Annotated in this window: 6 protein-coding genes and 12 pseudogenes; 8 read left to right on the forward strand and 10 right to left on the reverse strand. The window is 64.4% G+C overall.

Annotation, left to right across the window (positions count from 1 at the left end):
- The first annotated feature begins 36 nt into the window (after positions 1–36).
- Positions 37–321 (forward strand): hypothetical protein, encoded by a 285-nt coding sequence (locus ACQEV2_RS43165; RefSeq protein WP_433055977.1) that lies wholly within the window; start codon positions 37–39, stop codon positions 319–321.
- 535 nt (positions 322–856) lie between these two features.
- Positions 857–1,678: a lysozyme gene (locus ACQEV2_RS43170; protein ID WP_433055980.1), complete on the forward strand. Its 822-nt coding sequence runs from the start codon at positions 857–859 to the stop codon at positions 1,676–1,678.
- 9 nt (positions 1,679–1,687) lie between these two features.
- Here ACQEV2_RS43170 and ACQEV2_RS43175 read toward each other — a convergent pair.
- Positions 1,688–2,458: pseudogene (locus ACQEV2_RS43175) on the reverse strand (IS5 family transposase); the annotation flags it as partial.
- 43 nt (positions 2,459–2,501) lie between these two features.
- The gene (locus ACQEV2_RS43180) at positions 2,502–3,389 is read right to left on the reverse strand and encodes a phytanoyl-CoA dioxygenase family protein (protein ID WP_433055983.1); all 888 of its coding nucleotides are present in this window, start codon (positions 3,387–3,389) and stop codon (positions 2,502–2,504) included.
- Positions 3,390–3,533: 144 nt separating this feature from the next.
- On the opposite strand from ACQEV2_RS43180, the pseudogene ACQEV2_RS43185 reads away from it, so the two are divergent.
- Positions 3,534–4,654 (forward strand): annotated as a pseudogene (locus ACQEV2_RS43185) (IS256 family transposase); the annotation flags it as partial.
- Between the two features lie 96 nt (positions 4,655–4,750).
- Here the strand turns inward: ACQEV2_RS43185 and ACQEV2_RS43190 are convergent.
- Complete coding sequence (locus ACQEV2_RS43190; RefSeq protein WP_433055986.1) at positions 4,751–5,278, reverse strand: hypothetical protein; 528 nt, start codon at positions 5,276–5,278, stop codon at positions 4,751–4,753.
- A 315-nt stretch (positions 5,279–5,593) separates the two neighbouring features.
- Here ACQEV2_RS43190 and ACQEV2_RS43195 point away from each other — a divergent pair.
- Positions 5,594–6,141, forward strand: a pseudogene (locus tag ACQEV2_RS43195) (transposase family protein); the annotation flags it as partial.
- A gap of 1,521 nt (positions 6,142–7,662) precedes the next feature.
- Here ACQEV2_RS43195 and ACQEV2_RS43200 read toward each other — a convergent pair.
- From ACQEV2_RS43200 to ACQEV2_RS43210, 3 pseudogenes are all read right to left on the reverse strand, one after another.
- A pseudogene (locus ACQEV2_RS43200) lies at positions 7,663–8,123 on the reverse strand (IS701 family transposase); the annotation flags it as partial.
- Between the two features lie 138 nt (positions 8,124–8,261).
- Positions 8,262–8,986, reverse strand: a pseudogene (locus ACQEV2_RS43205) (winged helix-turn-helix domain-containing protein); the annotation flags it as partial.
- Positions 8,987–9,060: 74 nt separating this feature from the next.
- Positions 9,061–9,677 (reverse strand): annotated as a pseudogene (locus ACQEV2_RS43210) (transposase family protein); the annotation flags it as partial.
- Between ACQEV2_RS43210 and ACQEV2_RS43215 the strand changes: the two are divergent.
- The 3 genes and pseudogenes from ACQEV2_RS43215 to ACQEV2_RS43225 form a co-directional block, all read left to right on the forward strand.
- A pseudogene (locus ACQEV2_RS43215) lies at positions 9,637–9,774 on the forward strand (IS630 family transposase); the annotation flags it as partial. The pseudogenes ACQEV2_RS43210 and ACQEV2_RS43215 sit on opposite strands and share 41 nt — an antisense overlap.
- Before the next feature lie 34 nt (positions 9,775–9,808).
- Positions 9,809–10,063, forward strand: a pseudogene (locus tag ACQEV2_RS43220) (transposase); the annotation flags it as partial.
- A 427-nt stretch (positions 10,064–10,490) separates the two neighbouring features.
- The gene (locus ACQEV2_RS43225) at positions 10,491–10,739 is read left to right on the forward strand and encodes a transposase (RefSeq protein WP_433056119.1); all 249 of its coding nucleotides are present in this window, start codon (positions 10,491–10,493) and stop codon (positions 10,737–10,739) included.
- Between the two features lie 36 nt (positions 10,740–10,775).
- On the opposite strand, the pseudogene ACQEV2_RS43230 reads toward ACQEV2_RS43225, so the two are convergent.
- The 4 genes and pseudogenes from ACQEV2_RS43230 to ACQEV2_RS43245 form a co-directional block, all read right to left on the reverse strand.
- Positions 10,776–11,367: pseudogene (locus ACQEV2_RS43230) on the reverse strand (transposase); the annotation flags it as partial.
- A gap of 99 nt (positions 11,368–11,466) precedes the next feature.
- Positions 11,467–12,162, reverse strand: a complete 696-nt coding sequence (locus ACQEV2_RS43235) for a hypothetical protein (RefSeq protein ID WP_433055989.1) — start codon at positions 12,160–12,162, stop codon at positions 11,467–11,469.
- 670 nt (positions 12,163–12,832) lie between these two features.
- A pseudogene (locus tag ACQEV2_RS43240) lies at positions 12,833–13,557 on the reverse strand (transposase family protein).
- 163 nt (positions 13,558–13,720) lie between these two features.
- A pseudogene (locus ACQEV2_RS43245) lies at positions 13,721–14,469 on the reverse strand (transposase family protein).
- 1,090 nt (positions 14,470–15,559) lie between these two features.
- Between ACQEV2_RS43245 and ACQEV2_RS43250 the strand changes: the two are divergent.
- A pseudogene (locus ACQEV2_RS43250) lies at positions 15,560–16,083 on the forward strand (helix-turn-helix domain-containing protein); the annotation flags it as partial.
- Between the last annotated feature and the right edge of the window lie 8 nt (positions 16,084–16,091).

Here is a 16,091-nt window from a genome sequence, read left to right on the forward strand (position 1 = left end):
GCCGAAGTGATCGGTGGGGTGTCACAGCGGAAGCCGGTGAGACCGCGCCGGGCGCTGCCTCACCGGCAGAACGCCACGGGGGCCGAGGAGTTGTCGCCGGACTATCAGGCGTTGATGGCCGCCGCGGTGGAGGCGTCAGAAGACGAGTTGATGGCCGCCGCGGTGGAGGCGTCAGAAGACGAACTGGGTGCCCGGCGGGCAGCGGTGGTGCTGGGCTGGGACAGCGCCTCCGCTTCCCGCGTCGAGGGAGCGCGGGCGCCCATGAGCATGGTCATCGACCACAGGACGACGGCTTCGCTGGTCTCGGTGCGTCGCTCGTAGCCACGGACCAGGCGCCGGCTGCGCAGGAGCCAGGTGAAGGATCTTTCGACGAACCGCCGTCGGCCCAGATGCGCGCCAGTCGCCGGAAGTGATTGAGCTTCTTCAACTCGCCCACCGATCGGGTGACACCCCACAGGGATCTGAGCAGGTCAGGACGGACTGCGCTCGTCCCCGGACGCTCAACTTGAAAAGGCTCACTCTGCGAAAAATTGAACTCGGCATGGGCCGCCTCAAGGTGGTAGACCGTGGACCCCACAAGGCCGGTGCTACCCAGCGGCAGCACTCGGGCGTTCTCCGCGCGACGGGACACTCCGAGACGCGCCTGGGCGCGCGGTGCCCGTTTGACGGGACGACGTCCGGCCGATTCAACCGCCTCCTGGCTCTGGCCAACGGTTAGCGCACGCCCCTATCTTCGGACCGTTCGACCGAACCACAAGCTGCAACGCCCCTTCTAATGAGTGCACTTTGCCTTCGCGGAAGGGTTTGCCAACCCCCACACAGGGCCTACGGGCTCTAGACTCGGAGGCATCCCCACATGCCCGTCTCCCGGCTCCGCCGACCCCCTTGCGCCCTGCGCGTGGCCGTACTCACCGCCGCTACCGCGCTACTGTGCGTCCTTTCCCCGGCCGCCGCACCTGCGGCCTCGGCCTTTGCTCCTGGCCCTGTAGGCGCCGAGCAGGTGCCTGGGATGGACGTGAGCCGCCATCAGGGCACCGTCGACTGGCAGGGCGCCTGGAACAGCGGTGCTCGCTGGGCCTATGTCAAGGCCACGGAAGGCAAGGGCTTCCAGAGCCCCACCTTCGCCGAGCAGTTCCAAGGCGCGTACGACGTCGGCATGATCCGCGGCGCCTACCACTTCGGCCGCCCAGACACCTCCGGCGCCGCCGAGCAGGCCCGCAACCTCGTCGACCACGGCGGGCAGTGGGCCGACGACGGGCGGACGCTGCCGCCCGCGCTCGACATAGAGTACAACCCGACCGGCGGCGACGCCTGTTACGGGAGGAGCCGGAGCGAAATCGTGGCGTGGATAGGCGAGTTCAGCGACACCGTCCACGAACTCACCGGCCGCTACCCGGCTATCTACACCACCACCGACTGGTGGACGCAGTGCACGGGCAACGACGGCAGCTTCGGCGCGACCAACCCACTGTGGATCGCGCGCTACGCGGCCTCGCCCGGCACGCTGCCGTCAGGCTGGTCCGACTACACGTTCTGGCAATACGCCGACGCTGGAACCTTCCCTGGCGACCAGAACTGGTTCAACGGCACGCTGGAGGAGCTGGAGGCCCTGGCTGAGGCTGATGCCACCGACTGTCTCCCGGCGGGGCGTGCGTGCCACGCCCCGCCGGGAGATTAGGGTCCGCTCCACCACCCATCGGGGAGGCAGAACGACGAAGCCCTTGACGTCGTCGCTGCGCCTGACAATCTCCACGGTGAGCGCAAGTTTCTCCTTCGCCCAGGTCACGAGCTTGTCGGCATACCCTGCGTCGGCCCAGACCAGACTGATGCGATAGTGGATCTGCCGCAGCCGGGACAGCAAGGGTCGGCGGCCGTCGCGGTCCAGGACCGAGGCCGTCGTGACCAGCACGACAAGCAGCAGCCCGATGGTGTCCACCGCGATGTACCGTTTCCGCCCATTCACCTTTTTGCCGGCGTCGTAGTTCCGGCTGCCGGAGTTGACGATCTCAGCTGCCCACAGCGACTGGGAGTCGACGCTTGCCGCGCTCGGCTCGGTATCCCGCCCGTCCCGCTGCCGCAGCCGCTCACGGAGCTTGTCGTGCAGGTCATCGACGTACTGGGCGGGTTCCCAGCGAACGAAGAAGGCATACACCGTGGGGTGGGGCGGGAAGTCAGCGGGCAGTGCGCGCGATTTGCATCCGTTGTCGACCACGTATCGGATCGCGTCGGCGATCCTGCGGCGGCAGTGCTCCTCCGGTCGCCCACCGCGGCCCCACCTCCAGCCGGGAGAGGCAGCGGCGGCTCCGTGACCTGCCACTCCGCGGCGCTCATGTCCGACGGATACCGCCGCGGGCGGGGAGGCCGGGTGGCGCCCCGCCCGAACCGGCACGTCACGCGTGGACAGCGGGGTGCCAACTCTGGCTTGGGGGGTATCAGCTTGAGCAGAGTCGAACGGCACGTGGGGCTCCTGATGAGAACGGTAGACGATATGACCGCCGCCGCTACTGCTGGGAGCCGTGCCATGTAGACGGGCGCTGCAGCTTTGAGATTGCCAGGATGGGGACGGGATAAAAGCGCGGTATCTGCTGGTATCCGAATGGCCCGGGCAGGCGTCTGTGCCGACACTCAGCGGCGGGCAGCGTAGCCCGTACTACGGCAGTGGGCCATCGGCTGGACCGGTCAGGGGGCGGGGGTTTCCAGCAGGCGCTTGGGGTGCATTCCGTCGACCGCTCCGATGAACGGCGGGTGGATGCTGTAGCCGAGCATGCGGCGGATGTCTTCGGAGACAGCCCGGGCGGTGACACGGGTGTCGAGAGAGTGAAGGCTTCCTGCGGACGTAGCCAGGGTTCGCAGTACTGCGCGGTGACGGCCAGCCGGTTGTGGTCGGAGCGGTTTGCGCCGCCGCCGTGCCACAGGGTGCCGATGAAGAAGACACAGGCTCCCGGCGGCATCGTGGCTGCCACGCGTTGGTCGTCGTCGCCGGGCCTGCGCTCGTCGTCCCACCGGTGGCTGCTGGGCAGGACAACAGTGGCACCGTTCTCCTCGGTGAAGGGATCGATAGCCCAGACTGTTGCCGCACTGAGCGGCGGACGCGGGCGCGGGAGGGGATAGAAACCGGCGTCGGGATGGAGTAGTTGGCCGCTTTCACCGGCGTTGATGTTGATGACCTGGAGTTGTGAGAGCAGGGAGTTCGGAAGAAGCAGCCGGTCCAGGAGGGCCAGGATCCGTGGGTGGTCGATCAGTCGGTCACACGCCCGGGTCTTGTCCAGGACGCTGTAGACGCGCTGAGTGCGTTCCCCCTCGAAGGAGTTGCGGCCAGTGCTGTTCAGCAGGGGTGTCACGCCTGCACGGGTCTCCTCGCATTCCTCCTGGCTGATGAGCCGTTCCAAATGACATATCCGTCCCGCTCGACAGCGGCGAGATCAGCGTCGACGACGGCTGCGTGACTGTGTTTCTCCTTCACTTGGATAGGGCTGCAGCACCGGAAACGAAGGCCCACAACTGGCTGATGACCGCCTCGGCAGGCGGACTAGGTCAACGCCTACATAGCCGAGCTGGCCGACCAGCGTGACGGGCACGGCCGCCGCCTGGTCGTCCGCAGCGGCTACCATCAGCCGAGGAAGGTCACCACCGCGGCCGGGGCGGTCGAGGTGAAGGCCCTGCGCGTGAACGACAAGCGCATCGACGAAGCCACGGGCGGGCGTAAGCGGTTCTCCTCGGCGATCCTGCCACCGTGGTACCGCAGGTCCCCGAAGCTCAGCGGTGCTGCCGCTTCTCTACTTGCACGGCTTGTCCTCCGGGGATTTTCGTACCTGCGCTGGAGCAGTTCCTCGGCTCCACGGCCGGGCTTTCGCCGACCACGATGACGCCGGCTCACCCAGCAGTGGCAGGCCGACCACCCGGCCTTCGGCGAACGCGACCTGTCCGCCACCGCCTACGTCTGGGCGGACGGCATCCATCTGTGCATACGCCTGGCAGAGGCGAAGTCATGCGTGCTGGTGCTGATGGGCGTGCGCGCCGACGGCAAAAAGGAACTGATCGCCATGACCGACGGCTACCGCGCATCGGCCGGCTCGTGGGCCGACCTGCTACGCGAACTGCCAACGGCGCGGAATGCGCGGCCCCGTCCTGGCCGTCGGTGACGGCGCGCTGGGCTTCTACAAGCCTCTGGCGAAGGTGTTCCCCGAAACCCAGCAGTGCTGGCTTCACAAGACCGCGAACGTACTCGGCAGCCTCCCGAAGTAGGCCCAGCCCGGTGTCAAGAAAGCCCTACATGATCTACGTCGAGGACCGCGAGCGCGCACTCAAGGCCGTCGCATCGTTCGAGAAGAGCCACAGGGCGAAGTTCCCCAAGGCGGTCAAGAAGATCACCGATGACGTCGACGAGTTGCTGGCGTTCTACGACTTCCCCGCCGAGCACTGGATCCACCTGCGGACCACCAACTCTATCGAGTCGACGTTCGACACGGTGACGCTGCGGACGAAGGTCACCAAGGGAGCCGGCAGCGCGGCAGCCACCCTCACGATGGTCTTCAAGCTGGTGGAGTCCGCACAGACCCGCTGACGGACCGTGAATGCACCCCACGCCGTCGCCCTCGTCCGTGCCAGCGCCCACTTCGAACGCGGGCCACCTCGTCCAATGCCCCGAACCTGAGCCGCATGAACAACTTCACTCGATCTGCAACTCTTGACCGTCACCCGCAAGCTGGTGCCGTGTTCTGAGCTCCAGCCTGGAGCACCGCAACTATGCTCAGCCCAGATCAATTTCCGAGATCTCGAGAAGAGCCGTGGCCTCGTCACCGGCAAGAACGCGCCGGGGAGACGGGCTTCCGAAGGCCTTTCCCTGCTCAAGATGTGCGACCACGACCCGACCGCATTTCGGGCAGTACTCGAGGCAGAGGCGAACCCCGTGCTCCTGAGATTGCCGTGGCCGCGCCGCTATCGCACCGACGATGGCGGCCGCATCGCCACGCGCCAGCGCGTCGGCTACGCCGATGGCAGCCGACTTCGAAACCATGACGAACCGATCTGGGTAGAGCCCGACTCCGCACAAGCGACACCGAAGCGCCCGTGCCCCGAGCGCAAGAATCAAGAGCCCAATCAACGCTACGCAGCCAGCGAACAGCCCAAAGGGAAAGAGTATCGGACTGTCGGTCCACTTCAATACATAGACGAGAAACTGGAGGAATAGCAAAGCAGCGGCGATGGCAACGACGAAGATCCCATCGCGAATGTGGTATTCCGATCGACCCGTAACGACTAGATCTTCGTTGCCCATGGACGGCAGTCTCGCAGACCGGCAGGGCTGTTTCAAAAATCCGTCACGACAGCTTCAGTCGTGATCTCCGTCGGGTCGGTGTCGGTCAGCCAGGTGCGGTGTCCGCACAGCGCGCTACCGCAGGTGGCTTGGCGGCTCTGTGCTGGTGGCCCCTACGCCAGGCGGGCCACTGCACGACGCGTACGGTGTCACGCTGGGGCGCGCGGGGAGGACCAGCAGCCTGAGCAACCTCACTGAACCTCTTTCATCCTGTGCCGTGGGGATGAAATGGGCTGGTCAGGTGGGGGTGACATGGCGAAGCCCCTCGTCGTTGGTGTGGTGATCTCACTCAGCACGCCATCGGCCGGGGGGCTTCGTTGGTTCCGTATCCTGCCATGCTCGACGTCCCGTACGAGCTGGTTGAGCACGTCTGGTGGCTCATCTACGCCCGAAGGCATGAACTTCGCACGCGTTGGCGGAAGTTGGGGTGCTTCAAGCAGGCCTTGCTGGTTCTGGCCCACCTGCGGAAGAACGAGACCCTCGCACAGGTGGCCGCCGGTTTCGGAGTGTCGGAAGCGACAGCCTGGCGCTACGTCGGCGAGACCGTGGAGGTGCTGGCCGCGTGGGCACCGGGCCTGCACGAAGCCCTCGTCGGTCTGGGCGAAGGCGACTTCGTCATCCTCGACGGGACGCTGATCCCCACCGACCGGATCACGGCCGATGAGCCGTACTACTCGCAAAAACACAAGAAGCACGGCATGAACGTCCAGGTCATCACGCGTCCGGACGGCACACCCCTGTGGTTTTCGCGGGCAATGCCGGGACGCACCCATGACCTGACCGCAGCCCGCGCCCACCGGACGCTCGGCGCGCTGCTCGCGCGAAGTCGTCCACGCCCAGCACCCGTGGCGTCACGACGGCCGCAAAACCACTCTCATCAGCTGGAACAGCTCACTGGTGCGCGAGAGCGGCGCGTTCAGCAGCCCAGGAACCGGGCACGCCCCACCCGGCCAGCACGACACTGGCCGTCTCAGCCAACTTCTGCAACAACGGGGTGCGGCGCTGATAACGCACTGTCAGTCCGCCAGTGTGTTCGGCGAACATGACCTTCCAACAGGCCAGGTTCTCGCAGTACAAGCGGCTCACACTCAGCTCGATGCGCACCGGCCGACCACCGATCGCCCTGTCGGCCAGACCACGTACAAAGCGGCTGTCCATCCTCGCTGGTGACTCCGCAACCCGTACACCGAGCAGGCGCTTCTTCGTCACAGGTACGAACTCGGACGATCGCGACAGGGCCTGTCGCGTCGATCGTGATCATCAGCTACGAAAAAATCTCGCCAGAGCCACATAGACAAGTACGCCGACAGCAGACCGATCGCGTCACCACCAGGCAGCTGTTGGCGTCGATCACGACCTGCACGCTCGTCGAGTTCCGATAGTGCTTACCGGACGCGGAGCGTGAACGCCCGTACCCGGTGCCCAGCTATCCCTGTGCAACCTGGACGAGGGCGTGCACCACCAAGTCTTCCTCACCGACACCCAGAGGCGAAGGCTCCTTGCAGCACGTGGAGCTCCGCCACCGCACGCACCCGCGTCGAGGACCGCATCCGCTACGGCAAGACCACCGGATTCGGCCGCCTTCCCTTCCGGCGCTTCACCATCAACACAGCATGGCTGGAGCTGCCCTCGAAGCTCAGCGGATCGGAGCGATCGCCCAATCCACTCTCACCCCAACAAACGCATGGCGACCACGAGAAGACCTCATTGTTGAGCAGTGTCTACTCAAGTCGACGAGACAACTTCCTGCGAAAGTAGACCTCGACGATCAACAGTCTTGCGGGAGAGTCGCTTTGGCCACGTTACGCTGTGACGAGTGCGGGGAAACCTCTAATCAAGTTGGGGACTTTGGCTGGGGACTATACTGCTCCAGACGCTGCAGGAAGCAATCGCTGAACCGAATGAGAAGTGCGGTCAGTAACACTGTCACTTCCATAACCGACCATTCCCCCACAGCTGACATCCTTCCGGTGCCCCAGGCCGACGGGTAAGGCTCTTCAGGGCGGCCCCCGCTCGTGACGGTTGCAGCCACAGACCTGGTGAGGCAGTCAGGGTTGCTGAGAAGCCATCCGCTTACCGGTCAAGGGCTTGTCTGGGCGAACAGGGATCCTGATCGGGTGATCACGGCGCGGCCGGCGCACGAAGGCAGTGGCCTCGCGGTGGCTCGGGGTTGTCGAAGCGCACGAGTTCCGGGAGGCGCTGTTGCCGCAGCCTTTCGCGCTCGCGTGTGTGGAGTCCAACTCAGGTTCTCCGTCGTGTGACTGCCTTGCGCAGATGTTCGACAATGCGGCCGACAGCCCAGACCTGCCGCGCGCTGCGGCTCGGACATGACGGAGGCGAAATGTCGGCGGATACAGCTCCCGGTCCACCAGCGCCCGTCCTCGGGACGAAGCGTAGTCGGCGAAGACTCCGATCTGGCAATTCTCGGTCCGCCGCCGGCTGTGCCGGAAGACTGCCGCTGCACCCCGGCGGAGACGCAGCCCTTCTTGATGAAGCCGGTGTCATCCACGATCAGCACACCATCCGGCACGCCGAGCCGCACGGCCCCATAGTCCTGCAGGTCATCGCGGAGCCCATCGACATCCCAGCGCCTACCGGACAGCAGGTGCTACAGCCCGTACGGGCCGGTGTGACCGGCGTATTCGGCCAGCTACCAGCTGTTCTTGCGCCCGACCGGGCCAGCAGGCCCCGCACGTAATCCCGCATCCGGCGCGCGCTTCGATACCCGGCCGAACCGGCTGCCCACCCGCAGGAACAGCTCCTCCAACTCGGCCGTCCACGACCCCGTGACGAAGTCCCCCATCATGACCCGATCGTGCGCGGCCTCGCTCACCGCATCGACCAGCCTGTCGGAACCAGTCACTGATGAGCCGTCAGCCCGCTAGGCTCGAAACTAAGCCTCTGACCAGCGGGAATGGTGAAGTCCCACTGCAGCACTAATACTCCAGGCGAAGCTCTTGCGGCCGTCGCCCCGGCCGTCGTCGCGACGTGGCCGGTAGATCAGCCGGGATCGTTCGCCGCTCATGTAGCAGGTCAGAGCGGCAATCGAGATGCGGCGGCGGGAGCGGCCACGGACCCGGACCACGGGCGTGTGCCCGCGTCGGGCCCAGGTGCGGGAGGTGGGCGGCGTCATCGAGAAGCCGGACTCGTCCTTGAAGACGATCCAGGCGTCGAGCACCGCCGCAGCCCTTCCACCTGCGGCCACGTCTCCTTCACCCAGCCGGTGACCTGCTCCTCGTTGCGTTCGACGGCCCGTCTGGCCGGCACCTGACACGAGAAGCCGTGCCGGGTCAGCAGCTTGCGCACCCCCTGCAGGGTGTAACTCTTGGGGAAGCGACGGCCGCTCACGGTCTTGACCCTCGACAGTCTCCACCGCTGATCCGGCCAGCCGTGCGCCACCGGCCCCTTGGCCAACTCCCGCTCCAACTGGACGAACTGGACTTCACTCAACCGTGGGGGTGAGGCCGAACCCGTCGACCGCAAAGCCCGCGAACCGCCCTTGTCCCAGGCCCGGCGCCACCGCTGCACCGACCGGACGCTGACCCGTAACTCCTTCGCGATCACCGAGCTTGACTCGCCCAGGGCGAACCGCTCAGCGGCCATCAGCCGGACACCTTCACGGAATTGCCGGCGCTCATTCGACAGACCCCCGCCCTGCGCATACCTCATCCCAACGGCGTCAAGCGAGGATCAAACCCTGTCACCGGTTACGACAATCCGAGTTCAAGCTCATTGAACGCTTCTCATCCTGAACGCCAGGCGATCTCTGTGGCGTGAACGGCGGCGGCTGTGCGGCTGATTCGGTTGGTGCTGCATGGGCTTTGCGGAGGATCTGCCATCGTTTGAGGCTTGCGAAGGCACGTTCGCCCGGCGCCCGCAATCGGGCGTGGTCCCGGTTGAACTGGGCGTACTTCTCGGGAAGGTCGCGGCCGTAGTAGGGGGTGCGGACGGTGGCTCAGGCTCCGCGGTAGGCCCGGGTCGGCCAGGACGAGGAGCTGACGGGACAGGCAGGCTTGGATCGCACCGTGGGCGCGGGCCGCGGTCAGGTCGTGCGTGCGGCCGGGCAGCGCGCGCCCGCGAGGACCACAGGGGTGTCCCGTCCGGGGCATCCACAACCTGCACGTTCATCCCGTGACGGCGGTGTTTCATCGAGTAGTACGGCTCGTCCGCCGCGATGCGGTCGGTGGCGATCAGGGTGCCGTCGAGGATGACGAACCCTTCCGGCGGCAGCTCGCGCAGAGCCTCGTGCAGGTTCGGGGCGCGTTCGGCGAGGAGCTCGACTGCCTCGCTCACCGTAACGGCCGGCGGTGGCGGTGGAAACGCCGAAGGCTGCTGCGACCTGGACCAGAGTCTCGTTCCTGGTCCGGGGCTGCTCCCGCCGTCGCATCTCAATTGCTGCGCTGGCCTGCTACAGGAGCGGCGAACGGTCCCGGCTGATATACCGGCCCCGCCGCGACAGGGTGTGTCAACGAGCGATGTAACTGGGTTGTTCAACTCTACGAGGGGCGCGAGGGCGAAGACCTCGCCGCATGGCTCCGCGACCACCCCGAGGTGAAGGTGATCTGCTGGGACCGGTCCAGCGGTTACGCGGAGGGCGCACGCATCGAAGCGCCGCAGGCCGAACAGGTCGCTGATCGCTGTCATCTGTGGGCCAACCTCGGCCAGGCGGTCGAGAAGACGGTGAACGGTCATCGCTCTCATCTGGCCGAACCGCCTTCCCGCAGCCCCCCGACGAACCGCAGGTAGTCCAGCTGCCGACATAGCTGAAGATCGTGACTCGGCTACGTGAACAACGTGCTGCCGCCCACGAGCTGTGGCAGCAGGGGATGTCGAAGGCGGGGGTCGGCCGGAAACTCGGACTGCACCAGGCCACCGTCCGCAAACTGGTTAACGCCCCCTCCGCAGACGGCGTCGTCGCCAAAAGTCTGCAGCGGGCGCACGTCGTCTACCCATATGTCGGCTACCTGCATCGGCGCTGGAACGATGGCGTCAGAAACGCCACCCAGCTCTACCACGAGATTCAGGAACAGGGCTACCCCGGAGGAGAGTTGGCCGTCCAACGTCAACTGCGGCAGTACCGCAGCAGGCGCGGACACGCACCCGATCCGGAGCCGAAGCCTCCGTCGGTCCGCGAGGTCACCTCATGGATCACGTCAGGAAGTTCGCCGTCATGATGACCGCACGCCACGGCGACCGCCTCGAGGACTGGATCACCGAGGTCGAACGAGACTCCCTCGCTCCATTCGCGAGTTTCGCCCGCAACCTCCGCCGCGACTTCGACGCCGTCCGCAATGGCCTGTCCCTTCCTCACAGTTCAGGCACCGTTGAAGGCAACATCAGCCGGTTGAAGATACTGAAACGGCAGATGTTCGGCCCGGGCCAGCCTCGATCTCCTTCGCAAACGCGTCCTGCCGCGCGATGAGTTCAGCACGTCGGGACACAAGATCAACGACAGAACCCGGGTCTTCACGTGGATGGCGTCGATGAAGACCACCGGATAGACGGCATCGAGAGGCCGACTCTGCCATTCGACCATGCCCTCCAGGGCCCTGTCCGTAATGGTGGAGATGGTCTGGCGGGAGACCTCGGCACCATAGACCCCCTCGAGATGGGCCTGGACCTCGCCGGCGGTCAAGCCCTTCGCGGCCAACGAGATGACCATCTCGTCGACGCCCGTCAGGCGCTTCTGCCGCTTCTTTACGATCTTCGGTTGGAAAGAGCAGTCCCGGTCGCGGGGCACGGATATGTCCACCGGCCCGACATCGGTCAGCACGCTCTTGGAACGTTTGCCGTTGCGGGAGTTGCCGCCGTCCTTGCCTGTCGGATCGTGCTTGTCATAGCCGAGGTGATCGGTGATCTCGCCCTCAAGAGCGGACTCCAGCAGCCGCTTGGTCAGCTGCTGGAGCAGCCCGCCTTTGGCCGCTCAGCTGCAGGCCCTCGGTCTGGGCCCGGCTCACCAGCTCATCGATCAACTGGTCGTCCACGGCCTTCGCCGACACAGCCGCTGCCGACTCAACATCCTTCTGCTCGGCCACATTCTCACTGGTCATCGATGCATCTTCCATGATCGGGAGTTACACCGAGCGTCTTACAGTCCCCGACTCACCAAATAACCCTCACAATTGAGCAGCAGAGTCGCCCTGCAGTCCTCACAACCTCTTGATGACGTATGCACCTTCAATGACGACGCTTCTTGTTGGGTCAGAGGAGAAGCCGGCAAGTTCTACTCCACCACGGTCAGGGAAGAGACTCAGCCCGTCCGCTCTCCGGGCTGGAGCAAGCCCGTACGCTGCAGTGTGGCTACGTGATTGACTATCAATATTCCCGTCCCTTTGGATCTCGTCCGGATTCACTTCAGTGTTGAGATATCTGTACGAGTCATGAATCCTAACCATGTGGTGATCCTCTGGATGGGGCCCATGGGTGTACCAACCCGTACCCACGCTCTCCGTCAAAGTGACAATATGTCCGCTTGTGTGCTCGGGCAAGCCGAGGGCTGAATCTTTCCAGGTCCAGAGGCGAAGGAGTATCAGATTGCGGCCCCGTCCGGCGCTGCCGAGTTCAGCCAGCCGGTAGCTTGGGTTACGCACGTCCTGGAAGTCTTCATATTCCGCACGGAGGGCTTGGCCGTATCCATGGTCCGCGAAATAGTCATTCAGACCGTCGACCGCGCCCGACACCGTCGTGCCGTCGTACGGCCAATCGCCCGTATCCATCCGGCCGGCAAGATCGCTGATGAGACTGGTCACTCCTTGGTAGTCCACCTGATTACCGCTGCTTGATGGATTGTATGCGGGAACCAGATTAGGATACCCGTTGTTGTCGAGCCAATAGAGGGCGTTCATAGCCGAGGTTGGAACGCAGTGCCAATTGCCATCGCTGGGGAGACCCCTTCGGCGTTGGTCGATGTCGGGGAGGCCACACATGCGGTAGGACCAGGCGGTCTGGCTGATTGCTGCGCTGGACCTGCAGATTCCCATGGAGTCATCAGCAGCTGCGGGTGTGGAAAACAGCACTGATCCAGCCAAGCTGGCGGCAGTCATTACTCCTGCTGCGGCGAGCCGCGTTAGGCGTGAGGGAGCGAACTTCATAATCTTCTCCATGGGAAGGGCTTTGCACTTAGGCCCTAAGAAGGAAGAGAGCCAGAAAGTGTATTGCAGAACTGTCAGCAGATCTTCGAGCGACTTGTCACACAAGATCGAATAGGGTCTCAGGTGGCATCAAATCGGGACACCGCGATTCCCAGAAGCATCTGCTAATTATGGCCGGATTGGAGTGCTGGGCTGGTAATGAATTTTAGTTATAGCGGTGCCGACTCGGCGGAGCAAGAGTCTTTTCTACTCAACTTGCTCTTTAAGGTTTCTGTCGCCTCCCGTGCTGAGGTTGCCTGTGGCCCAGCTGCGTTGTCAGACCGCCTCTGTACGGTCGGCGCATGAGAGCTACGGCAACTTTCACCGTCAAAGCGTTCGTCCCGACTGAGCTGAAACCCGAACCGGCCGTGCCCACTGAGCCGTTTCATCCTGAATAGTCGCGAGTCAGCAGGGTGTGGACGGCTTGGAGTGCTGTACCGATACAGCGGGCTCGGCGAAGTAGTCGCCAGTTCTTGAGTTGGGCGAAGGCGTGTTCACCGGGAGCCCTCAGTCGGGTGTGCTCACGGTTGAACTGCTGGTAGTGCTCTGGCTGTTCGCGGTGGTGGTAGTAGGGGGTCCGGACGGTGGCGCCGGCGCCTTGGTATGTGGTCCGCGAGGACGGGGATCTGTCGGGTCAGGCAGGCTTGGACGATGCCGTGGGCGCGGGCCGCGGTTAGGTCATGGGTGGCGACCGGGCGTGGCCCGTGAGAACCACAACGGTGTACCGTCCGGGCGTGCGATGACCTGCACGTTCATGCCGTGTTTGTTGTGCTTTTGGCTGTAGTACGGCTCGTCGGCCTCGATGCAGTCGGTCGGGATGAGGGTGCTGTCGACGATGACGAAGTCGCCCTCGCCCAGTCCGACCAGGGCCTCGTGCAGTCCCGGTGCCCAGGAGGCGAGGACCTTGAGAGTCTCGTCGACATAACGCCAGGCAGTGACGGTGGAGACACCGAATCCAGCTGCGAGTTCGGGCAGTGTCACGTTCTTGCGCAGGTGTACCAGGGCGAGCAGGGTCTGCTTGAAGCAGCCCAGCTTCCGCCAGCGCGAGCGGCGTTCACACCATCGGGCATAGACGAGCCAGAAAACGTGCTCCACCAGCTCATACGGCACATCGAGCGTGGCACGCTACAGGACCAAGCGAGGCTCCTCGGACGATGCATGGTGCGTGAAGACCACCAGCGCAACGACCAGGAGCCTCTCCTCGTCACACCACCCCGCTAACCAGCGACTTCACCCCACCGAGGCAGGATGAAAACAGCTCATTGAACGCTTCTCATCCTGAACGCCAGGCGATCTCTGTGGCGTGAACGGCGGCGGCTGTGCGGCTGATTCGGTTGGTGCTGCATGGGCTTTGCGGAGGATCTGCCATCGTTTGAGGCTTGCGAAGGCACGTTCGCCCGGCGCCCGCAATCGGGCGTGGTCCCGGTTGAACTGGGCGTACTTCTCGGGAAGGTCGCGGCCGTAGTAGGGGGTGCGGACGGTGGCTCAGGCTCCGCGGTAGGCCCGGGTCGGCCAGGACGAGGAGCTGACGGGACAGGCAGGCTTGGATCGCACCGTGGGCGCGGGCCGCGGTCAGGTCGTGCGTGCGGCCGGGCAGCGCGCGCCCGCGAGGACCACAGGGGTGTCCCGTCCGGGGCATCCACAACCTGCACGTTCATCCCGTGACGGCGGTGTTTCATCGAGTAGTACGGCTCGTCCGCCGCGATGCGGTCGGTGGCGATCAGGGTGCCGTCGAGGATGACGAACCCTTCCGGCGGCAGCTCGCGCAGAGCCTCGTGCAGGTTCGGGGCGCGTTCGGCGAGGAGCTCGACTGCCTCGCTCACCGTAACGGCCGGCGGTGGCGGTGGAAACGCCGAAGGCTGCTGCGACCTGGACCAGAGTCTCGTTCTTGCGCAGGTGCACCAGGACGAGCAGGGCCTGCCGGAAGCAGCCCAGTTTGCGCCAACGGGAGCTCAGCTCACACCATCAGGCGTAGATGAGCCAGGAAGCGTGCTTCACGACCTCATGCGGGACGTCGAGCATGGCTCGATACGGGACCAACAGGGCTCCTCTGTCGAGACGTTGGCGAGTGAGATCACCAGCCGCAACGACCAGGGGCCCTGACAGACGGGCCCCGACTACCAGCCGTCATCACCCGCGAACCACAGGATGAAAAAGGTTCAGTGACCACACTGAACAAGCTCGTAGTCCCGTATCCGCCACCATGGATTCGCCCGACCGAACGAGCCCCCCGACAGCGACTCCAACTCGGCCACGCAGCAAGCGACTTCAGCCATCCCCTCCCACACCAGGACAACGACAACCAGCTCAGGACACGAACCGCTACTTGAGTACTCCAACAACTCACCCCACCCCAACTACATCGCCGGATGAACAGACCCTTCACGGATTCAACCTCAAGAATAGAGTAGGCAACACTCAGTCCGAGCTCTCTCTTAGGAGGGTATCGTGATTGTCTACGTTCAACTCGAGGAGAGCCCACGTGCACCGAGCCGGAATCGTTATTGCCACTGCAGGCCTCATGTCGGCGGTGTTTCTTGTTCCAGCTGACGCCCACGCCGATATGCGAGACAACGGTACTACGTGTGATACGAGGCAGCAGTTGGGGCCAAAGACCTACTTCAGGGCGTGTATCGAGCGTTCAGGCGACTGGGTTAGAGCCCTCTCCGTAATGGAGAATAGCGGAGAGGCAAATGAATTCATAAAGACGCACACCTTTAAATTGATCAATGGGCCCATTGAACTTGAGTGTATTGTCAATTCCGGCTGGGTCAATCTGCCGCCGTCTCACGACAAAGTTCTGCCGACGACTCAGACATGCAAAACAAATTGGGTCAAATACCCTGTAGATAACAGCATGGACGCCCTGTTTGCGTCAGCTACCGATGCCACAACGGGTACTACTGCTAGATCGTCAGTCACCTATACGCGTGGAGGATGAGTCTTCGGGCCAAAGAGTCCACCGCTTGCTGGCTGGCCAGCCTGCCCGGACTACCGGAATTTCATCACGCCCTGGGCCGGGATTGCATATCGTTCGGTGCGGGCCACGGCCAACCGTGCACGAGATCGTAAAGCGTGTTGCGCAAGGCTCTGAGCTAGGCACCTCCCTTGTATGGCCAGCGCGTTAAGGGCTGGGGGGTGTGGCCTGGAGACGTTTACCGGGCTACAGGTGACACAATCTCGCGCGTCTGTAAAGGGTCGCGCGGGAGGCGGGGTGGCAACGGCACGTTATTGGGTGATGCCGTGGTCTTTGCCGCTGGCCAAGCGGGTGTTGGTCGTCGCGGTGCACCACCGCATGAGCCTGACCATGCGGCAGCCGGGCTGGTGGTTCGGCGTCTCTTCCTCCACAGTGTGTCGGGTCACCAGCGACTCGGGCCGTTGCTCGAACCCGTCGCCCGCCTGGCCGCCGCTGCTGACCGGTTGTGGATCGTGGACGGCCCATTGATCCCGGTGCGTGACCGGAGTGTGGCCGCCTCCAGCCGCAACTACCGGCTCTCGGCGAATGTGTAGGTCATCGCGGACACCGACACCCGGCTGGTGATCGCGGCCGCGTGACCGGTGCCGGTCACCACCGCGATCGCTCATGCCTGGCGCACCTCCGGACTGAGCCAGAACTGCGAGGGAATGACCGCGTTAGGGCCTGT

This window comes from Streptomyces sp. CA-251387 (assembly GCF_050936625.1).
GTDB lineage: Bacteria > Actinomycetota > Actinomycetes > Streptomycetales > Streptomycetaceae > Streptomyces.